The sequence below is a fragment of the Rhizobium sp. NLR8a genome (assembly GCF_019685235.1).
In the GTDB taxonomy this organism is placed as follows: domain Bacteria; phylum Pseudomonadota; class Alphaproteobacteria; order Rhizobiales; family Rhizobiaceae; genus Rhizobium.
The window spans coordinates 43,429-63,351 of sequence record NZ_JABDWI010000015.1 but is presented as its reverse complement, the minus strand read 5'-3'; the positions used below and the strand labels follow the sequence as shown (position 1 = coordinate 63,351).

Sequence of the window (19,923 nt, the reverse complement as noted above, 5' to 3'; positions counted from 1 at the left end):
TATTTGTGTCATGCTTTCATGCGCCATCCAATCAGGGGGTCATGATGGCGACGATCACGAAAAGGAAATGGAAGACCAGCAAGGGCGTTGATCGGGAGGCCTGGGTGCTTGCCTACACCGACGCGGGCGGCAAGCGACACAAGGAACAATTCGAAAAGAAGCGGGACGCCGAGGCGCGTAGGACGGAAGTTACGCATCAGGTGGCGGTCGGTACTTTTAGAGCCGATGCGGCAAGCACTACGGTCGATGACGCCGTCACCGATTATCTTAAACTGCTGGCTGATCGGCGTGACCGTGGCGAGCACGTCACAGAACATTATTACAGGACCGTCGAAGGCCAATTGCGGAATTACGTGGCGCCGACGGAAGAGCACCGCGCGAAGCAGCCGGTGAAAACCAGGATAATATTTGATGGAGGCATCGGCGCAGTAAAGCTTTCTCAAGCATCTGCGAAGGTGATTGGCGATTTCCGCGACCGGCTTCGGGCGGCCGGCGTCGGCGTGGTCACAACTCGGCGAATCCTCGGTAGCCTCTCTCGCGCCCTCCAAAACGCGGTTGGCAATGATCTGATCGCTGTCAATCCCGCAGCCAACATCCGCGTAACCGGTAAGCGAGGCGAGGGCGCCAAGAAGGTAGTGCCGCCATCGAAGGCAGATCTTGCAGCAGCCCTCGGTGAGGCAAAGGGAAGCCTGGCCGTTCGGATGCGCCTGTCAGCGTCAGCTGGGGTGCGAGCTTCTGAGCTCTATGCGCTTCGTTGGAAGCATGTGGCGTTCAACGCTGGAGAGCTGACCGTCGACGGGCGCGTTGATGCCTACAAGAATGAGGACACCACGAAATCGACCGCAGGCATCCGACAAGTGCCACTGTCGTCGGCCATGCTCGCGGATCTCCGCAGGTGGAAGGACGGCGCCAATAGTTCGGCGCCAGATGATCTGATTTTCCCAAATGCTAAGGGCGGCTTCCTCGATCATAAGAACATCCTAAAGCGAGAGTTCCGACCGCTGCTCATCGCCGCTGCCAAGAAGGCAGCAGATGAAGGGAGGAAGTTCAGGCCCTTCAATTGGCACGCTCTCCGCCACTTCGCGATCAGCACTTGGATCGAAGCGGGGTTACAGCCGAAAACCGTGCAGACCTTCGCCGGCCACTCCTCACTTGCCGTCACCATGAGCAGATACGGACATCTATTTCCGAGCGACAGCCATCGCAACGTCATGGATCAAATTTCGATCTCCATTTTCGGCGTTGGCGCACAAATGGCGCATGACGCTGAATAATCCTTAGAGCATAAGGCTTTCCATCCTGATTTGTAATCAGGGGGTCGCGGGTTCGAACCCTGCCGGGGGCACCAGCCTGCTCTGTGAGCTTCGGCTCGGCGAGCCGACGAGGGCGGCCAAGCGAAGGCTGTCGCGTCGTAGTTCCGTTGGGAACGAAGGCGGACTGGTTCCGATAACGCTCCGGCGCTTTTCCTTGATGAACTCTATCTAAGGACTGCTTCAGCAGCAATTCAGTCGTGTTGGCGCAGTATCTCCTCATCGTCAATGAGGAAGCAGCCATGAAGTTCGCGCCTATTTTCCTGACCGCAGCCATGTCCCTCGGCGCGGCCTTTGCTGCCGTTGCGCCCGCCGCCGCCATGCCTGTCGACCGATCGGCGCTATCCGTGCAAAGCGACATCGTCCAGATTCATGACAGCTGGCCACACGACCGCTGGCGTGACGATCTTGATTGGCGTGACGACCGTGACTGATTGGCGCCGGTCTGAATGGCGTTATGAACGCCGCCCTTGGCGGCCGTGGCGCTGGGAAGAGCGTCGCGAGTGGCGCCAATTTGATCGCGACATGCCGCGATTCTATCGCAGCTGAGGATAGTCGGTCCCAGCCACTCGCCATTCCCGGTTTCAATGCGTGATGGATTCGTTGACTCTTGCCTCGATTCTGTCGCCGTTACCGGTCTGTCCGGCACCGGAAGGTGACATCATCGCGATGCTGAGCACGGAGGCGACCATGACAGCGACGATGGCGATCATTATGCGCATAAGCGTTCAATCCCCGTTCGGTGGGATTAACGCGCAATCGCCGTCCGCGTTCCTCTCGCCTATTGCACCGGTCCCGGCGTCGCGGGGCCGGGCGCCGTCGGCGACAGCGGATCGGGCTGGTGGACGGGATGCGACGTGTCCACCCAGATGATGCTGAGGATGATTCCCACAAAGGCCGCGATGAAGAGGATACCGAAAATCAGCGGTCGAATGGCCATGATGGGAATCGCTCCTTCTTGCTTGTGACCGGTCGTTACGGATCGATCGCCGCCAGATCATAATGCTCCAGAAGGTCATTCCAAGGCAAAAAGTGGATTTCTCCGGATCGAGCCCTCAGCCGGGATCAGTGGCGCACGAGCGAAAGCGGCTTGCCGCCTTCTTCGCCGGACTTGTCGAAATTACCGTCGGCGCGCATGTCGAAGCTGAGCGATGAACCATCATGGCTCATCAGCGTCAGCCCGAAACCGTCGATATTCCAGACGGCGAGCTTGAGCCTGGCGACATTGGCGGCGCAGTCTTTGGAAAGCGACAAGGGGGCGTGGCCGTCCGTATCGACGGTGGCGTCGAGTGTCACGCTGCAGAGCTTGTCGCCGCCCGGTCTTTGCATCGCCCATGTCCCGGCAAGGCTCCTGAAGGTCGGCAGGCGATCGACACCATCGGGTGCTGAAACCAGCAGGAGCGGTGTTTCGTCTTCCGTTTTCATCGGCGAACCTTCGTTCTCGACGAAACGGGCGATGACCTTGCGCGTCGCGTCGATCAGAATGAGACCGCCATTGCCGTCGAAATTCCAGGCATAGGACTCGGCAAGCGCCGGCAGCGGCTTAGTGCAGGCCTCCTGGCCGGACAGCGAATGGCCGCCGATCGCCGTACCGGTTTCAAGCGTCATCCGGCATCCCGCGCGGCCGTCTTGCGGGGCAAAGAGATAGGTCCCTGCCTGCGCTTTGAGAATATCGGCATCGATCTCCTGCCCCTGGGCCAGGCCACAGGCAAGGAGGGCAGCTGCCGCAGCCGGAAGCCGGACGACGAAACGGATCATGACACTTCCCCCTTGGCGTGACGACTGCGGTCGTTGGAATTGATCTGGTCGCCTGTTGCCCCGCTTATGGCTTCAGATAGAGCCGCGCCGCATAAAGCGCAATCGCCGCTGCATTCGAGACGTTCAGCGACTTGATTGCGCCCGGCATGTCGAGGCGGGCAAGCGCGTTGACGGTTTCGCGCGTCTTCTGCCTGAGCCCCTTGCCCTCCGAGCCGAGCACCAGCGCCACCTTGTCGCCGGAGAAGGTGCCTTCGAGCGGCGCCGGTCCTTCCGAATCGAGGCCGATGGTGGAGAAGCCGAGCTTGTGCAATTCGCCAAGCGCCTCGGCGAGGTTGGTGATCTGTATATAAGGTATCAGTTCCAGGGCGCCGGAGGCGGACTTGGCGAGCACACCTGACTCGGTCGGGCTATGTCTCTGGGTGGTGATAACCGCCCCGGCATTGAAGGCGACGGCCGAGCGCATGATCGCGCCGACATTGTGCGGATCGGTGACCTGGTCGAGCACGAGCAGGAGAGGGCTGTCCTTCAGCGCTTCGAGCCGGCGCACCGGTAGCGGCCGCGTTTCCAGCATGACGCCCTGATGGATCGCCTCGGGACCGAGCACCTTGTCGATCTCGTGCGGCGAGACGATTTCGAAGGGAATGCCTAGCGTCTCGACGTCGATTTCCAGACGCGCGAGCGCATTCTGCGTCGTAAACAGCTTGATCTTCTTGCGCTCCGGATTGTCGAGAGCAGCGCGCACCGTATGCAGGCCATAGAGATAGACCTGGTCGGGCGCGAGTACCGGCGGCTTCCAGTCCTCAGCTCCCCGCCGGCGCTTCTGTGGCTGGGGTGTCGGGATCTCGCCGCGTTCGCGCTTGGCGTCGCGGTGGGCGCGCCTCAGATTGGCGTAGTGCGTATCCTTGGCGGATGGGTCTGTCGCGGCCTTGCCGCCGGATTTGTTGTCTTTGCTCATGCGGCTTTATAGCCATGGCGTTCGCTGCCGCATAGGCTTTCTTTCATGTGCCGGCTTTCGGCGTCGAATGAAATTTTTCGTGTTTTTTCCATTGTCATCGTGTTGACAGACGGAAATGCTCCGGTCATATACGCGGCGCAGACGACGGGCGGCAACGCTTCGAAGTCTGACGAACTTGGTCTTCAAGATCCGGACGAAAAACTGGAGAGATGCCCGAGTGGTTAAAGGGGACGGACTGTAAATCCGTTGGCTCAGCCTACGTTGGTTCAAATCCAACTCTCTCCACCATTCGTCATTGGATCGGACCATCCCGCGGGTATAGCTCAATGGTAGAGCAGCAGCCTTCCAAGCTGAATACGCGGGTTCGATTCCCGCTACCCGCTCCAGTCTCCCCTAAAGCCAGTTGATGCGATCGCAGTCACGGTCGTCGCGCGCGCTGTTTCCAGCCGTGGGTGTACGCCGACTGCTGTTGCCGTAGGCGAGGGACGCCAATGGCGGCGGCTTCCGCGCGATTTTCTTTGAGATTCCAGCGATTTTTGGAAGGGTCCCGGCGAATCGCCTTGCAGGCGGCGAATTGTCTCCCATATGCGCTGTCACGCCAAGATTGGTCTCTGCAATTAAGTCTTGCGCAATTTCGCCGAAAGCCTTAAACGGCGGCACTAAACCGGTTCGCCGGGGCCACCATTTCGTTCACAGGAAGCATTCAAATGGCAAAGAGTAAGTTTGAGCGCAACAAGCCGCACGTTAACATTGGCACGATCGGCCACGTTGACCACGGCAAGACGTCTCTGACGGCAGCGATCACGAAGTACTTCGGTGAGTTCAAGGCGTACGACCAGATCGACGCGGCTCCGGAAGAGAAGGCGCGCGGCATCACGATCTCGACGGCGCACGTTGAGTATGAGACGCCGGCCCGCCACTATGCGCACGTCGACTGCCCCGGCCATGCCGACTACGTGAAGAACATGATCACCGGTGCGGCGCAGATGGACGGCGCGATCCTGGTTTGCTCGGCTGCTGACGGCCCGATGCCGCAGACGCGCGAACACATCCTGCTCGCCCGCCAGGTCGGCGTTCCGGCGATCGTTGTGTTCCTGAACAAGGTCGACCAGGTTGACGACGCCGAGCTTCTCGAGCTGGTCGAGCTCGAGGTTCGCGAGCTTCTGTCGTCCTACGACTTCCCGGGCGACGACATTCCGGTCGTCAAGGGCTCGGCGCTTGCTGCTCTTGAAGATTCCGACAAGAAGATCGGCGAAGACGCGATCCGCGAACTGATGGCAGCGGTCGACTCGTACATCCCGACGCCTGAGCGTCCGGTTGACCAGCCGTTCCTGATGCCGATCGAAGACGTGTTCTCGATCTCGGGCCGTGGTACGGTCGTGACCGGCCGCGTCGAGCGTGGCATCATCAAGGTTGGTGAAGAAGTCGAGATCGTCGGCATCCGTCCGACGTCGAAGACGACGGTGACCGGCGTTGAAATGTTCCGCAAGCTGCTCGACCAGGGCCAGGCCGGCGACAACATCGGCGCGCTGATCCGCGGTGTGAACCGTGACGGCGTCGAGCGTGGTCAGATCCTGTGCAAGCCGGGCTCGGTCAAGCCGCACAAGAAGTTCAAGGCAGAAGCCTACATCCTGACGAAGGAAGAGGGCGGCCGTCATACGCCGTTCTTCACCAACTACCGTCCGCAGTTCTACTTCCGCACGACGGACGTTACCGGCATCGTGACGCTTCCGGAAGGCACGGAAATGGTCATGCCGGGCGACAACGTCACGGTTGACGTCGAGCTGATCGTTCCGATTGCGATGGAAGAAAAGCTGCGTTTCGCTATCCGCGAAGGCGGCCGCACCGTCGGCGCCGGTATCGTCGCTTCAATCGTCGAGTAACCTTTCAGGTTATCCACAATCAGGAAACCCCGCTGGAAACAGCGGGGTTTTTCGTTTTTGATGCATCTGAGCCGTTTAACAGGTGTTGTAAAAATATCGTTAAAAACGCCCGTCACAGTATTTTGTTCATCTCACGTTCAGAAAGCAGTTGTGATTGGCTCATTTTAGTCCAGACTCCTCCTTGTAAAGAGGAGAGTCGGGATGATTCCAAAGGCCACATTCGTTGCGACGATATTCGCGATGTATGTTTTCACGATGTTTTTCATCGCTGCGATTCCGCAAGAGGTTGTTCAATCGGCCGGAGTGCAGATCAATGAGGTAAGCGTCGTCAAGTGACGACCTTTCCAGTTCATCGCACGGGGCTGCGGTGATAGGGCGATAATTGGCCAGGTGCTCCCGGATAGGGTGCTCCTGGCGCGGCGGGGTGAAGCCCCTCGCAGGACGCTCGCTTGCTCTTCGCGCGGAAGCGTCTAACTATGCCTCCGGTTTCATCATGCGGAGGACATTTCCATGAAAAAGCGGATTCTGTTCACAGGCGGTTCCGGCAAGGCAGGTCGCCATGCCGTGCCATGGCTCGTCAATGCAGGGTACGAGGTTCACAACCTCGATCTCGTGCCTCTGGACAGCCCCGGCGTCACCAATCTCATCGCCGACATCACCGATAGCGGCCAGGTCTTCAACGCGCTGTCGATGCATCGCGATTTTCCCGATCTCGACGCGGGCAGGGGCGTTCAGCCATTTGATGCCGTCGTGCATTTCGCCGCCATTCCGCGCATCCTGATCAAACCCGACAACGAGACCTTCCGCATCAACGTGATGGGCACTTACAATGTCATCGAAGCGGCGGTGAAGCTTGGCATCCGGAAAATCATCGTCGCGTCGAGCGAAACGACCTACGGCGTCTGCTTCGCCGAAGGCCACCGCGACTTCCACCAGTTTCCGCTGGAGGAAGATTACGACGTCAATCCGATGGATTCTTACGGCCTTTCCAAGGTCGTCAACGAAAAGACGGCCCGCGCCTTTGCCGAACGATCGGGCTTCGACATCTATGCGCTGCGCATCGGCAACGTTATCGAGCCGCATGAATATGAGAGGTTTCCGACCTATTTTGCCCATCCCGAGATGCGCAAGCGCATCACCTGGAGCTATATCGACGCTCGCGACCTCGGGCAGATCTGCCATCTCTGCATCGAGAAGGACGGGCTTGGTTATCAGGTCTTCAATGCCGCTAACGATACGGTTTCCGCCAATACGCCGTCGAAAGAGCTGGCGAAGCGATTCTTCCCGAGCGTGCCCTTCACCCGCGAGATCGGTGAATTTGAGGGGCTGCTTTCCAACCGCAAGATTCGCGAGGTGTTGGGTTTCAAGGAAGAACACGACTGGCGGAAATATGTGAAGGTCTGAATGCTCTCCGGTTGCGCGATCGAAAAGCGGACGCCTGCAGAAAAGCGGACGCTCGCAAATGAGCAGAAGGCTTTGAAAATCGAAAATCGTGCTTGCCAATCCGCTGCCGCCGTCTTAAAGGGAGCGCCATGCATTTCGGCAGCGATTTGCGGGTCTTGGCCCGGGGGGCTGAAGGACAGGCATGAAGGGGTATAGCTCAGTTGGTAGAGCGGCGGTCTCCAAAACCGCAGGTCGGGGGTTCGAGCCCCTCTGCCCCTGCCATCTTCCCTGATACGGACAGCGCGGCGATTGTCGCGGCATTCCGGCTCGGGATCGATCGGTGGCAACTAATTTCGTTAAACTTCGGTTTCCCTCTTGTGCATTCGGAAATCGGTGTTTATTTAGGGTTCAACAGACACGCGGTGCGTGGGGCTGATAGTTTCAGCTTTACGCGCCGTAATTGCGTGGGCAGTCGATGGCATCCAAATCCAATCCGTTTGCGTTTCTGCAGCAGGTTCGCTCCGAGACGTCCAAGGTCACATGGCCGTCGCGCCGCGAGACGATGATCTCGACGGTCATGGTGCTGGTGATGGTGGTTTTTGCCGCGCTGTTTTTCTTTGCCGCTGACCAGCTGATCGGCTGGGTCCTGAGCTTCGTGCTCAATACCGGCAACTGATACGGGTGGAGATGAAAATGGCGGCACGTTGGTACATCGTCCACGCGTACTCGAATTTTGAAAAGAAGGTGGCTGAGGACATCGAGAACAAGGCTCGCCAGAAGGGGCTCGAGCACCTGTTCGAGAAGATTCTCGTGCCGACCGAAAAGGTTGTGGAAGTGCGTCGCGGCCGCAAGGTCGATAGCGAACGCAAGTTCTTCCCGGGCTATGTCCTGGTCCGCGCCAATCTGACGGACGAGGCTTACCACCTGATCAAGAATACGCCGAAGGTCACAGGTTTCCTCGGCTCCGACAATAAGCCCGTTCCGATTCCGGATTATGAAGCCGAGCGCATTCTCGGTCAGGTTCAGGAAGGCGTCGAGCGGCCGAAGGCATCCGTTACCTTTGAGATCGGCGAGCAGGTCCGCGTTTCCGACGGTCCTTTCGCTTCGTTCAACGGCACGGTTCAGGATGTGGACGAAGAGCGTTCGCGCCTGAAGGTGGAAGTGTCGATCTTCGGCCGCGCAACGCCGGTCGAGCTGGAATATGCGCAGGTCGAGAAGGTCTGATTGCAAAATTGGAGGCTGGCCTTTGGGGCCTGTTTCCGGCGGACCTAGTCCGCATCCGCGTGGAAGGTGAGGGGTCTTAGCCGGACCCTAATGATCCGCACCACGCAACCGCAGCCGCCGGAGAAATCCGGCATCACGGGCCGGGCGACCGGCCGTTCATGAAAGGCAGAGAGATATGGCTAAGAAAGTTGCAGGCCAGCTCAAGCTTCAGGTCAAGGCAGGATCGGCAAACCCGTCCCCGCCGATTGGTCCGGCGCTTGGTCAGCGTGGCATTAACATCATGGAATTCTGCAAGGCGTTCAATGCCGCCACGCAGGAAATGGAAAAGGGCATGCCGATTCCGGTCGTCATCACCTATTACCAGGACAAGTCATTCACCTTCGCGATGAAGCAGCCTCCGGTCAGCTACTGGCTGAAGAAGGAAGCGAAGATCACCTCCGGTTCCAAGACCCCGGGCAAGGGCGCAAAGGCTGGTACCCTCACCAAGGCTCAGATCAAGACGATCGCCGAAGCCAAGATGAAGGACCTGAACGCAGCAGATATCGAAGGTGCAATGGCGATGATCGAGGGCTCTGCCCGCGCCATGGGCCTGGAAGTGGTGGGTTAAGATCATGGCTGGCAAGCGCACACGCAAGATCAACGAAGGTGTTGATCCCACCAAGCTCTACGCTCTGACTCAGGCCATCGGCATGGTCAAGGAGCGGGCTGTCGCCAAGTTCGACGAAACCATCGAAGTCTCGATGAACCTCGGCGTCGACCCGCGCCATGCGGACCAGATGGTTCGCGGCGTTGTCAACCTGCCGAACGGCACGGGCCGCACGGTTCGCGTCGCCGTCTTCGCGCGCGGCGCCAAGGCTGACGAAGCCAAGGCAGCCGGTGCCGATGTCGTTGGCGCCGAAGACCTCGTCGAAATCGTCCAGGGCGGCAAGATCGATTTCGATCGCTGCATCGCCACCCCCGATATGATGCCGCTCGTCGGCCGTCTCGGTAAGGTTCTCGGCCCGCGCGGCATGATGCCGAACCCGAAGGTCGGCACCGTCACCATGGACGTCGCCGGAGCCGTCAAGGCTTCCAAGGGCGGCGCCGTCGAGTTCCGCGTCGAAAAGGCTGGCATCGTTCACGCCGGTATCGGCAAGGCTTCTTTCGATGCCAAGGCTCTGGAAGAGAACATCCGCGCCTTTGCCGACGCCGTCATCAAGGCGAAGCCGGCTGGCGCCAAAGGCAACTACGTCAAGCGCGTGGCGATTTCCTCGACCATGGGCCCGGGCGTCAAGATCGAAGTCGGCTCGGTCACCGCAGCTCCGACTGCATAAGTTTATGACCGGGCTTCGGCCCGGTCACTGAATTTCCGGCCTCGCAAGGGGCCGGAATATTCCGGAGAAATCCGGAATCCTGTCCGAGATTGCAGGTGGTTTTCCCTTAATCACTTCGCCTGCATGAGACGGGTAAGACCCGAATTGCATGAAGTTCACTTCTCGTAACTCGGTTCGAGCCTTGGATGCCTTGTGCCTCTTTAGCCCTGATGGGCGCGGGAGCGCGGGGGGACAGGATCCTCAAGCGTCGCTTGGGATCTCTTTGGATCCCGGGAGGCAAAAGGCAACCCGGCGGGCCCGTTTTCGGTCCCGCCAACTGGAGATAGGCAGTGGAAAGAGCGGAAAAACGCGAATTCGTCACGGAACTGAACGAAGTCTTCAAGGCTTCGGGCTCAGTCGTCGTGGCCCACTATGCTGGTGCTACAGTCGCGCAGATGAACGATTTTCGTTCGAAGATGCGTGCAGCTGGCGGTACCGTCAAAGTCGCGAAGAACCGCCTGGCCAAAATTGCCCTTCAGGGTACGGAAGCGGAAGGGATTACCAATCTCTTCAAGGGTCAGACGCTGATTGCATACAGCACCGATCCGATCACCGCTCCGAAGGTCGTCATGGATTTCGCCAAGACCAACGACAAGATCGTTGTTCTGGGCGGCGCCATGGGAACAACCACGCTCAACGCCGATGCAGTCAAGTCGCTTGCGACCCTGCCTTCGCTCGATGAGCTGCGTGCGAAGCTGCTGGGCATGATCCAGACACCGGCTACCCGCATCGCTGGGGTTGTTGCCGCACCGGCAAGCCAGCTTGCCCGCGTGTTTGCGGCCTACGCCAAGAAGGACGAAGCCGCTTAAGGCGGTTTTTCGCTGTTTATAATCAACCGGTTCGAACCGAACAAAAGGAACTAGTAAAATGGCTGATCTCGCAAAGATCGTTGACGACCTCTCCTCGCTGACCGTTCTGGAAGCTGCAGAACTGTCGAAGCTTCTCGAAGAAAAGTGGGGCGTTTCCGCTGCTGCTCCGGTAGCTGTTGCTGCTGCTGCTGGTGGTGCAGGCGCTGCTGCTCCGGCTGAAGAAGAAAAGACCGAGTTCGACGTCATCCTCACGGATGCCGGCGCCAACAAGATCAACGTCATCAAGGAAGTCCGCGCCATCACCGGCCTCGGCCTTAAGGAAGCCAAGGACCTCGTCGAAGGCGCTCCGAAGGCTGTCAAGGAAGGCGTTTCCAAGGCTGAAGCCGCCGACATCAAGAAGAAGCTTGAAGACGCAGGCGCAAAGGCCGACGTCAAGTAATCTTGAACTGCACGTGGGAGGTGGCACTTACTGCCTCCCATTTGCCGTTTTCCTGAACGAATTACCCAAAAGCCGCGTGAAAACGGCTTTTGGGTAATGGGTTCTTCAAGAGCATGGTCTCGAACCGAAGCGCCAAGGCAATCCGGCCTGGCTGTTTCGGGAGGTGGGACGAGGTTGAACTACTCATTGATCGGCGGGGTCGACTGGCCATCGGTTCCCGTCCGTTGCAGGCCCGGATGCAATTTTGAAGGAGCGACGATGGCTCAGACCCTTTCGTTCAATGGTCGCAGGCGCGTACGCAAGTTTTTTGGTAAGATCCCCGAAGTCGCAGAAATGCCGAACCTCATCGAGGTTCAGAAGGCGTCCTACGACCAGTTTCTGATGGTTGAAGAGCCGAAGGGCGGTCGCCCTGACGAAGGCCTTCAGGCCGTCTTCAAGTCCGTTTTCCCGATCACCGACTTCTCCGGCGCCTCGATGCTGGAGTTCGTGTCTTACGAATTCGAACCGCCGAAGTTCGACGTTGACGAGTGCCGCCAGCGCGACCTGACCTATGCCGCGCCGCTGAAGGTCACTCTCCGTCTCATCGTGTTCGATATCGACGAGGATACCGGCGCAAAGTCGATCAAGGACATCAAGGAACAGTCCGTCTACATGGGCGACATGCCGCTCATGACCAACAACGGCACGTTCATCGTCAACGGCACCGAGCGCGTCATCGTCTCGCAGATGCACCGTTCGCCGGGCGTCTTCTTCGACCATGACAAGGGCAAGAGCCATTCTTCCGGCAAGCTGCTCTTCGCCGCCCGCGTCATTCCCTATCGCGGCTCCTGGCTCGATATCGAATTCGACGCCAAGGACATCGTCTACGCCCGCATCGACCGCCGCCGCAAAATCCCCGTCACCTCGCTGCTGATGGCGCTCGGCATGGACGGCGAGGAAATTCTCGACACCTTCTACACGAAGTCGCTCTACAAGCGCGACGGCGAAGGTTGGCGCATTCCCTTCAAGCCGGAAACCCTGAAGGGCGCCAAGGCAATCACCGAGATGGTCGACGCCGATACCGGCGAAGTCGTGGTGGAAGCCGGCAAGAAGCTGACGCCGCGCCTGCTGCGCCAGCTTTCCGATAAGGGCCTGAAGGCGCTGAAGGCCGGCGACGACGATCTTTACGGCAACTACCTCGCCGAGGATATCGTCAACTATTCGACGGGTGAGATCTATCTCGAGGCCGGCGACGAGATCGACGAGAAGACGCTTGCCGTCATTCTCGCGAACGGTTTCGACGAGATCCCGGTTCTCGGCATCGACCACATCAATGTCGGCGCCTATATCCGCAACACGCTTTCGGCTGACAAGAACGAGAACCGTCAGGACGCTCTGTTCGACATCTATCGCGTCATGCGCCCGGGTGAACCGCCGACGATGGAATCGGCCGAAGCCATGTTCAACTCGCTGTTCTTCGATGCGGAGCGTTACGACCTCTCCGCCGTCGGCCGCGTCAAGATGAACATGCGCCTCGACCTCTCCGTCGAGGACACCGTTCGCATCCTGCGCAAGGACGACATCCTGGCCGTGGTCAAGATGCTGGTCGAACTGCGCGACGGTAAGGGCGAGATCGACGACATCGACAACCTCGGCAACCGCCGCGTCCGCTCGGTCGGCGAGCTGATGGAGAACCAGTACCGTCTCGGCCTGCTCCGCATGGAGCGCGCGATCAAGGAACGCATGTCCTCGATCGAAATCGATACGGTCATGCCGCAGGACCTGATCAACGCCAAGCCGGCTGCCGCAGCCGTCCGCGAATTCTTCGGTTCCTCGCAGCTCTCGCAGTTCATGGACCAGGTCAACCCGCTCTCGGAAATCACCCACAAGCGCCGTCTTTCGGCCCTTGGTCCGGGCGGTCTGACCCGCGAGCGCGCCGGCTTCGAAGTCCGCGACGTGCATCCGACCCACTACGGCCGTATCTGCCCGATCGAAACGCCGGAAGGCCCGAACATCGGTCTGATCAACTCGCTGGCGACCTTCGCGCGTGTCAACAAATACGGCTTCATCGAAAGCCCGTACCGGCGCATCGTTGAAGGCAAGGTAACCAACGACGTGCTCTACCTCTCCGCCATGGAAGAGGCCAAGTACTACGTCGCCCAGGCCAACGCCGAGCTGAACGCTGACGGCTCCTTCGTCGACGAATTCGTCGTCTGCCGTCACGCAGGTGAAGTTATGCTCGCGCCTCGCGACAGCATGAACTTGATGGACGTTTCGCCGAAGCAGGTCGTTTCGGTTGCTGCGGCACTCATCCCGTTCCTGGAAAACGACGACGCCAACCGCGCCCTCATGGGCTCGAACATGCAGCGTCAGGCCGTGCCGCTGCTGCGTGCCGAAGCTCCGTTCGTCGGCACCGGCATGGAGCCGGTCGTCGCCCGTGACTCCGGTGCCGCCATCGGTGCCCGCCGCGGCGGCGTGGTCGACCAGGTCGACGCGACGCGTATCGTTATCCGCGCCACGGAAGACCTCGAAGCCGGCAAGTCCGGCGTCGATATCTACCGCCTGCAGAAGTTCCAGCGTTCGAACCAGAACACCTGCGTCAACCAGCGTCCGCTGGTCACCGTCGGTGACGTCGTCAACCGCGGCGATATTCTCGCCGACGGTCCGTCGACCGATCTCGGCGACCTGGCGCTCGGCCGCAACGCGCTCGTCGCGTTCATGCCGTGGAATGGCTACAACTACGAAGACTCGATCCTGCTCTCCGAGCGGATCGTTGCCGATGACGTGTTCACCTCCATCCACATCGAGGAATTCGAGGTGATGGCGCGCGACACCAAGCTTGGCCCTGAGGAAATCACCCGGGATATTCCGAACGTTTCGGAAGAGGCGCTGAAGAACCTCGACGAAGCCGGCATCGTTTATATCGGCGCCGAAGTTCAGCCGGGCGATATCCTCGTCGGCAAGATCACGCCGAAGGGCGAAAGCCCGATGACGCCGGAAGAAAAGCTTCTGCGCGCCATCTTCGGCGAAAAAGCCTCAGACGTGCGCGACACCTCCATGCGCATGCCGCCCGGCACCTACGGCACGATCGTCGAAGTTCGCGTCTTCAACCGCCATGGCGTCGAGAAGGACGAGCGCGCGATGGCGATCGAACGCGAAGAGATCGAGCGTCTCGCCAAGGACCGTGACGACGAGCAGGCGATCCTCGACCGTAACGTCTACGGCCGTCTGATCGACATGCTGCGCGGCCAGGTGTCCATCGCAGGCCCTAAGGGCTTCAAGAAGGGCACCGAACTTTCGAACGCCGTCGTCTCCGAATATCCCCGCTCCCAGTGGTGGATGTTCGCCGTCGAGGACGAGAAGGTGCAGGGCGAACTCGAAGCCCTCCGCGGCCAGTATGACGAATCCAAGTCGCGCCTTGAACAGCGCTTCATGGACAAGGTCGAGAAGGTCCAGCGCGGCGATGAAATGCCTCCGGGCGTCATGAAGATGGTCAAGGTCTTTGTCGCCGTGAAGCGCAAGATCCAGCCGGGCGATAAGATGGCCGGCCGTCACGGGAACAAGGGCGTGGTCTCGCGCATTGTGCCTGTCGAGGACATGCCGTTCCTGGAAGACGGCACGCATGTCGACGTCGTTCTGAACCCGCTCGGCGTGCCTTCGCGCATGAACGTCGGCCAGATCCTGGAAACGCACCTGGGCTGGGCTTGCGCCGGCATGGGTCGTCAGATCGGCGAACTGATCGAAGCGTATAAGGCCAATGGCAACATCGAGCCGCTGCGCAAGACCATCGGCGATGTCGTCGGGGACGGTCCCAAGGCCGAACAGGTCCAGGACTTCGACGATGAGTCCGTTCTGCGTCTCGCCGACCAGTGGAAGCGCGGCGTTTCGATCGCAACGCCGGTCTTCGACGGCGCCAACGAAGGTGACGTCAACGACATGCTGCGTTTGGCGGGTCTCAAGGACACCGGCCAGTCGACGCTCTATGACGGCCGTACCGGCGAGCAGTTCGACCGCCAGGTTACCGTGGGCTACATCTACATGCTGAAGCTCAACCACCTGGTCGACGACAAGATCCATGCCCGTTCGATCGGCCCTTACTCGCTCGTGACCCAGCAGCCACTGGGCGGCAAGGCGCAGTTCGGCGGTCAGCGCTTCGGCGAAATGGAGGTCTGGGCGCTCGAAGCCTATGGCGCCGCCTATACGCTGCAGGAAATGCTGACGGTGAAGTCGGACGACGTCGCCGGCCGCACCAAGGTCTACGAAGCCATTGTCCGCGGAGACGACACGTTCGAAGCCGGTATTCCGGAAAGCTTCAACGTTCTCGTCAAGGAAATGCGCTCGCTGGGCCTCAGCGTCGAGCTCGAGAACACCAAGCTCGACGAAGCGCAGGCAACCCAGCTGCCGGACGCGGCCGAGTAAACATTGATAGGGCGTGCGCTGCCAATGCGGCGCACGCCGGTCCCGCCGGGAGCCGCATCCGTGTCGGCCCGGAAGGGAAGTTTCGCCGCATCTTGCGGTTATTCTCGTTTAAGCGAGGGAGGCGGCTCCCGGGAATTGCCGCCGGCCATCGCATTTTGAGGGCGCTTTAGCCCATGAAGGAGACAGGCATGAACCAAGAGGTCATGAATCTTTTCAATCCGCAGGTGCCTGCACAGAATTTCGATTCCATTCGGATTTCGATCGCGTCTCCGGAGAAGATCCTCTCCTGGTCCTACGGTGAGATCAAGAAGCCGGAAACCATCAACTACCGTACGTTCAAGCCGGAACGCGACGGCCTGTTCTGCGCACGCATCTTTGGCCCGATCAAGGACTACGAATGCTTGTGCGGCAAGTACAAGCGCATGAAGTACAAGGGCATCATCTGCGAAAAGTGCGGCGTCGAAGTTACGCTGTCGCGCGTTCGCCGTGAGCGCATGGGCCACATCGAGCTCGCTGCTCCCGTTGCCCACATCTGGTTCCTGAAGTCGCTGCCGTCGCGCATTTCGACACTGCTCGACATGACGCTGAAGGATGTCGAGCGCGTCCTCTATTTCGAAAACTACATCGTCACCGAGCCGGGCCTGACTGCTCTCAAGGAGCACCAGCTCCTCTCGGAAGAAGAGTACATGCTCGCCGTCGACGAATACGGCGAAGACCAGTTCACCGCGATGATCGGCGCTGAGGCGATCTACGAGATGCTGGCCTCGATGAACCTCGAAAAGATCGCCGGCGATCTGCGCTCCGAGCTTGCCGACACCACGTCGGATCTCAAGCAGAAGAAGCTGATGAAGCGCCTGAAGATCGTCGAGAACTTCATGGAGTCAGGCAACCGTCCGGAATGGATGATCATGAAGGTCGTCCCGGTCATCCCGCCGGATCTGCGCCCGCTCGTTCCGCTCGACGGTGGCCGTTTCGCGACGTCAGATCTGAACGATCTCTACCGCCGCGTCATCAACCGTAACAATCGCCTGAAGCGCCTGATTGAACTGCGCGCTCCCGGCATCATCATCCGCAACGAAAAGCGCATGTTGCAGGAATCTGTCGACGCGCTCTTCGATAACGGCCGCCGCGGCCGCGTCATCACCGGCGCCAACAAGCGTCCGCTGAAATCGCTGTCCGACATGCTTAAGGGCAAGCAGGGCCGCTTCCGCCAGAACCTGCTCGGCAAGCGCGTCGACTATTCCGGCCGCTCGGTCATCGTCACCGGTCCGGAGCTGAAGCTGCATCAGTGCGGCCTGCCGAAGAAGATGGCGCTCGAACTCTTCAAGCCATTCATCTACGCCCGCCTCGACGCCAAGGGTTATTCCTCGACTGTCAAGCAGGCCAAGAAGCTGGTCGAAAAGGAAAAGCCGGAAGTTTGGGATATTCTCGACGAGGTCATCCGCGAGCATCCGGTTCTCCTGAACCGCGCACCGACGCTGCACCGCCTGGGCATCCAGGCCTTCGAACCCACCCTGGTCGAAGGCAAGGCCATCCAGCTGCACCCGCTCGTCTGCACGGCCTTCAATGCCGACTTCGACGGTGACCAGATGGCCGTGCACGTGCCGCTGTCGCTCGAAGCCCAGCTCGAAGCCCGCGTGCTGATGATGTCGACCAACAACATCCTGCACCCGGCCAACGGCGCGCCGATCATCGTTCCCTCGCAGGACATGGTTCTCGGCCTGTACTATCTGTCGATCCTGAACCAGAACGAGCCGGGCGAAGGCATGGCCTTCTCCGATCTCGGCGAGCTGCATCACGCGCTGGAAAACAAGGTCGTGACGCTGCACACCAAGATCCGCGGCCGCTTCAAGTCGATCGGCGAGGATGGCAAGCCCTACTCGAAGATCTATGAGACGACGCCCGGCCGTCTGCTCATCGGCGAACTGCTGCCGAAGAACGGCAAGGTGCCCTTCGACATCTGCAACCAGGAAATGACCAAGAAGAACATCTCCAAGATGATCGACACGGTCTACCGCCATTGCGGCCAGAAGGACACGGTCATCTTCTGCGACCGCATCATGCAGCTCGGTTTCGCCCATGCCTGCCGCGCCGGCATTTCGTTCGGCAAGGACGACATGGTCATTCCGGACACGAAGGCCAAAATCGTCAACGACACCGAAAATCTGGTGAAGGAATACGAACAGCAGTACAATGACGGCCTCATCACCCAGGGCGAAAAGTACAACAAGGTTGTCGACGCCTGGGGCAAGGCGACCGAAAAGGTCGCCGAAGAGATGATGGCTCGCATCAAGGCGGTCGAATTCGATGAGAACACCGGCCGTCAAAAGCCGATGAACTCAATCTACATGATGAGCCACTCCGGCGCCCGCGGTTCTCCGAACCAGATGCGTCAGCTGGGCGGCATGCGCGGCCTGATGGCCAAGCCGTCGGGCGAAATCATCGAGACGCCGATCATCTCGAACTTCAAGGAAGGCCTGACCGTCAACGAGTACTTCAACTCGACGCACGGCGCCCGTAAGGGTCTGGCGGACACCGCCTTGAAGACTGCAAACTCCGGTTACCTGACCCGCCGACTCGTCGACGTCGCGCAGGATTGCATCGTTACGCACGTCGATTGCGGCACCGAAACCGGCCTGACCATGACCGCTATCGTCGATGCCGGCCAGGTCGTAGCCTCGCTCGGCGCCCGTATTCTCGGCCGCACGGCGCTCGACGACATCGATCATCCGGTGACGGGTGAGCGCATCGTCGATGCCGGCAAGATGATCCTCGAGCCTGATGTCATCGAAATCGAGAAGGCCGGTATCCAGTCGATCCGCATCCGCTCGGCGCTGACCTGCGAAATCCAGACGGGCGTCTGCTCGGTCTGCTACGGCCGCGACCTTGCGCGCGGTACGCCGGTCAACATGGGCGAAGCCGTCGGCGTCATCGCCGCCCAGTCGATTGGCGAGCCGGGAACCCAGCTCACCATGCGTACCTTCCACCTAGGCGGTACGGCAACCGTGGTTGACCAGTCGTTCCTGGAAGCCTCGTACGAAGGTACGGTGCAGATCAAGAACCGCAACGTGCTGCGCAACTCTGAAGGCAGCCTCGTTGCCATGGGCCGCAACATGACTGTCCAGATCCTGGACGAGCGTGGCGTCGAGCGCTCTTCGCAGCGTGTCGCCTACGGTTCGAAGCTGCATGTCGACGAAGGTGACAAGGTCAAGCGTGGCCAGCGTCTGGCGGAGTGGGATCCTTACACCCGGCCGATGATGACGGAAGTCGCCGGTACCGTTCAGTTCGAAGACCTCGTCGATGGTCTCTCGGTTCTGGAAGCAACCGACGAATCCACCGGCATCACCAAGCGTCAGGTCATCGACTGGCGTTCGACCCCGCGCGGCTCGGACCTCAAGCCGGCGATCGTCATCAAGGACGCCAGCGGCAATGTCGCGAAGCTGTCGCGTGGTGGTGACGCCCGCTTCCTGCTCTCGGTCGACGCCATTCTGTCGGTCGAGCCGGGCACGAAGGTCTCCCAGGGTGACGTTCTCGCCCGTTCGCCGCTCGAAAGCGCCAAGACCAAGGACATCACCGGTGGTCTGCCGCGTGTTGCCGAACTGTTCGAAGCGCGCCGTCCGAAGGACCACGCCATCATCGCAGAGATCGATGGTACGATCCGCCTCGGCCGCGATTACAAGAACAAGCGTCGCGTCATCATCGAGCCGGCGGAAGACGGTGTCGAGCCTGTCGAATACCTGATCCCGAAGGGCAAGCCCTTCCACCTTCAGGACGGCGACTATATCGAAAAGGGTGATTACATCCTCGACGGTAACCCGGCTCCGCACGACATCCTGGCGATCAAGGGCGTGGAGGCTCTGGCTTCCTACCTCGTCAACGAAATCCAGGAAGTCTACCGCCTGCAGGGCGTCGTCATCAACGACAAGCACATCGAGGTGATCGTCCGTCAGATGCTGCAGAAGGTGGAGATCACCGATGCCGGCGACTCGACCTACATCGTCGGCGACAACGTCGACCGGATCGAGCTGGAGGACGTCAACGACCACCTGATCGAGCAGGGCAAGAAGCCCGCCAGCGGCGAGCCGGTTCTTCTCGGCATCACCAAGGCGTCGCTGCAGACCCCGTCCTTCATCTCGGCCGCGTCCTTCCAGGAAACGACCAAGGTGCTGACCGAAGCTGCAATCGCCGGCAAGACCGACGGCCTGCAGGGCCTGAAGGAAAACGTCATCGTCGGCCGCCTCATTCCGGCCGGCACCGGCGGCACCATGACCCAGATTCGCCGCATCGCCACGTCGCGCGACGAGCTGATTCTCGAAGAGCGCCGTAAGGGCACTGGGGCGGCGGTCGCCACCCCGATGCTGCAGGACATGGCCGAAAACGCCCCGGCTGCGGAATAATCCGCAGCCGAGGTC

The 19,923-nt window shown here is 60.1% G+C and carries 16 protein-coding genes, 3 tRNA genes and 1 pseudogene; 16 read left to right on the top strand and 4 right to left on the bottom strand.

The features are described from left to right. Positions 1-44: 44 nt before the first annotated feature. Both HJC04_RS25995 and HJC04_RS25990 read left to right on the top strand, forming a co-directional pair. Positions 45-1,274, top strand: a complete 1,230-nt coding sequence (locus HJC04_RS25995) for a site-specific integrase (protein WP_221147433.1) — start codon at positions 45-47, stop codon at positions 1,272-1,274. Between the two features lie 278 nt (positions 1,275-1,552). Continuing rightward, a pseudogene (locus tag HJC04_RS25990) lies at positions 1,553-1,859 on the top strand (hypothetical protein). Between the two features lie 35 nt (positions 1,860-1,894). On the opposite strand, the gene HJC04_RS25985 reads toward HJC04_RS25990, so the two are convergent. The 4 genes from HJC04_RS25985 to rlmB form a co-directional block, all read right to left on the bottom strand. Next, positions 1,895-2,032, bottom strand: a complete 138-nt coding sequence (locus HJC04_RS25985; RefSeq protein ID WP_210628254.1) for a hypothetical protein — start codon at positions 2,030-2,032, stop codon at positions 1,895-1,897. Positions 2,033-2,091: 59 nt separating this feature from the next. After that, entirely contained in the window at positions 2,092-2,250 is a 159-nt protein-coding gene (locus HJC04_RS25980) for a hypothetical protein (protein WP_164517777.1), read from the bottom strand. Positions 2,251-2,375: 125 nt separating this feature from the next. Then, positions 2,376-3,068 (bottom strand): AprI/Inh family metalloprotease inhibitor, encoded by a 693-nt coding sequence (locus tag HJC04_RS25975; RefSeq protein ID WP_210628253.1) that lies wholly within the window; start codon positions 3,066-3,068, stop codon positions 2,376-2,378. Between the two features lie 64 nt (positions 3,069-3,132). Continuing rightward, complete coding sequence (gene rlmB / locus HJC04_RS25970; RefSeq protein WP_210628252.1) at positions 3,133-4,023, bottom strand: 23S rRNA (guanosine(2251)-2'-O)-methyltransferase RlmB; 891 nt, start codon at positions 4,021-4,023, stop codon at positions 3,133-3,135. 203 nt (positions 4,024-4,226) lie between these two features. Between rlmB and HJC04_RS25965 the strand changes: the two genes are divergently transcribed. From HJC04_RS25965 to rpoC, 14 genes are all read left to right on the top strand, one after another. Then, a tRNA-Tyr gene (locus tag HJC04_RS25965) sits at positions 4,227-4,311 on the top strand. Between the two features lie 24 nt (positions 4,312-4,335). Continuing rightward, positions 4,336-4,409: transfer RNA gene (locus HJC04_RS25960), tRNA-Gly, on the top strand. A 321-nt stretch (positions 4,410-4,730) separates the two neighbouring features. Continuing rightward, positions 4,731-5,906 carry an elongation factor Tu gene (tuf, locus tag HJC04_RS25955; protein ID WP_011424970.1) on the top strand — a complete coding sequence of 392 codons (1,176 nt, stop codon included), beginning with the start codon at positions 4,731-4,733 and terminating at the stop codon, positions 5,904-5,906. 201 nt (positions 5,907-6,107) lie between these two features. Further along, the gene (locus HJC04_RS31975) at positions 6,108-6,242 is read left to right on the top strand and encodes a hypothetical protein (protein WP_257784632.1); all 135 of its coding nucleotides are present in this window, start codon (positions 6,108-6,110) and stop codon (positions 6,240-6,242) included. A 174-nt stretch (positions 6,243-6,416) separates the two neighbouring features. Beyond that, positions 6,417-7,310, top strand: coding sequence for an NAD(P)-dependent oxidoreductase (locus HJC04_RS25950; protein WP_210628251.1), 894 nt, complete (start codon positions 6,417-6,419; stop codon positions 7,308-7,310). Positions 7,311-7,495: 185 nt separating this feature from the next. Then, a tRNA-Trp gene (locus tag HJC04_RS25945) sits at positions 7,496-7,571 on the top strand. 193 nt (positions 7,572-7,764) lie between these two features. Continuing rightward, a complete protein-coding gene (gene secE, locus HJC04_RS25940) occupies positions 7,765-7,965 on the top strand; it encodes a preprotein translocase subunit SecE (RefSeq protein ID WP_003573826.1) in 201 nt (66 codons plus the stop codon). A 17-nt stretch (positions 7,966-7,982) separates the two neighbouring features. Then, the gene (nusG, locus tag HJC04_RS25935; protein WP_007791989.1) at positions 7,983-8,513 is read left to right on the top strand and encodes a transcription termination/antitermination protein NusG; all 531 of its coding nucleotides are present in this window, start codon (positions 7,983-7,985) and stop codon (positions 8,511-8,513) included. A 175-nt stretch (positions 8,514-8,688) separates the two neighbouring features. Beyond that, positions 8,689-9,120, top strand: coding sequence for a 50S ribosomal protein L11 (rplK, locus tag HJC04_RS25930; protein ID WP_009985507.1), 432 nt, complete (start codon positions 8,689-8,691; stop codon positions 9,118-9,120). 4 nt (positions 9,121-9,124) lie between these two features. Continuing rightward, positions 9,125-9,826, top strand: coding sequence for a 50S ribosomal protein L1 (gene rplA / locus HJC04_RS25925; protein WP_064801895.1), 702 nt, complete (start codon positions 9,125-9,127; stop codon positions 9,824-9,826). Positions 9,827-10,155: 329 nt separating this feature from the next. Next, the gene (gene rplJ, locus HJC04_RS25920) at positions 10,156-10,674 is read left to right on the top strand and encodes a 50S ribosomal protein L10 (protein ID WP_064801896.1); all 519 of its coding nucleotides are present in this window, start codon (positions 10,156-10,158) and stop codon (positions 10,672-10,674) included. Positions 10,675-10,732: 58 nt separating this feature from the next. Next, positions 10,733-11,113 carry a 50S ribosomal protein L7/L12 gene (gene rplL / locus HJC04_RS25915; protein WP_210628250.1) on the top strand — a complete coding sequence of 127 codons (381 nt, stop codon included), beginning with the start codon at positions 10,733-10,735 and terminating at the stop codon, positions 11,111-11,113. Positions 11,114-11,371: 258 nt separating this feature from the next. After that, a complete protein-coding gene (gene rpoB / locus HJC04_RS25910; protein WP_210628249.1) occupies positions 11,372-15,511 on the top strand; it encodes a DNA-directed RNA polymerase subunit beta in 4,140 nt (1,379 codons plus the stop codon). A gap of 188 nt (positions 15,512-15,699) precedes the next feature. After that, entirely contained in the window at positions 15,700-19,908 is a 4,209-nt protein-coding gene (gene rpoC, locus HJC04_RS25905) for a DNA-directed RNA polymerase subunit beta' (RefSeq protein ID WP_064801902.1), read from the top strand. Positions 19,909-19,923 lie beyond the last annotated feature (15 nt).

Excerpts from the sequence above, each read along its gene's own strand:
- HJC04_RS25995 (WP_221147433.1), top strand. The coding sequence starts at position 45 with ATGGCGACGATCACGAAAAGGAAATGGAAGACCAGCAAGGGCGTTGAT.
- rpoC (WP_064801902.1), top strand. The coding sequence starts at position 15,700 with ATGAACCAAGAGGTCATGAATCTTTTCAATCCGCAGGTGCCTGCACAG.
- rplA (WP_064801895.1), top strand. The coding sequence starts at position 9,125 with ATGGCTGGCAAGCGCACACGCAAGATCAACGAAGGTGTTGATCCCACC.
- rplL (WP_210628250.1), top strand. The coding sequence starts at position 10,733 with ATGGCTGATCTCGCAAAGATCGTTGACGACCTCTCCTCGCTGACCGTT.
- rlmB (WP_210628252.1), bottom strand. The coding sequence starts at position 4,023 with ATGAGCAAAGACAACAAATCCGGCGGCAAGGCCGCGACAGACCCATCC.
- rplK (WP_009985507.1), top strand. The coding sequence starts at position 8,689 with ATGGCTAAGAAAGTTGCAGGCCAGCTCAAGCTTCAGGTCAAGGCAGGA.
- tuf (WP_011424970.1), top strand. The coding sequence starts at position 4,731 with ATGGCAAAGAGTAAGTTTGAGCGCAACAAGCCGCACGTTAACATTGGC.
- HJC04_RS25985 (WP_210628254.1), bottom strand. The coding sequence starts at position 2,032 with ATGCGCATAATGATCGCCATCGTCGCTGTCATGGTCGCCTCCGTGCTC.
- HJC04_RS25975 (WP_210628253.1), bottom strand. The coding sequence starts at position 3,068 with ATGATCCGTTTCGTCGTCCGGCTTCCGGCTGCGGCAGCTGCCCTCCTT.
- nusG (WP_007791989.1), top strand. The coding sequence starts at position 7,983 with ATGGCGGCACGTTGGTACATCGTCCACGCGTACTCGAATTTTGAAAAG.
- secE (WP_003573826.1), top strand. The coding sequence starts at position 7,765 with ATGGCATCCAAATCCAATCCGTTTGCGTTTCTGCAGCAGGTTCGCTCC.
- HJC04_RS25950 (WP_210628251.1), top strand. The coding sequence starts at position 6,417 with ATGAAAAAGCGGATTCTGTTCACAGGCGGTTCCGGCAAGGCAGGTCGC.
- HJC04_RS31975 (WP_257784632.1), top strand. The coding sequence starts at position 6,108 with ATGATTCCAAAGGCCACATTCGTTGCGACGATATTCGCGATGTATGTT.
- rpoB (WP_210628249.1), top strand. The coding sequence starts at position 11,372 with ATGGCTCAGACCCTTTCGTTCAATGGTCGCAGGCGCGTACGCAAGTTT.
- HJC04_RS25980 (WP_164517777.1), bottom strand. The coding sequence starts at position 2,250 with ATGGCCATTCGACCGCTGATTTTCGGTATCCTCTTCATCGCGGCCTTT.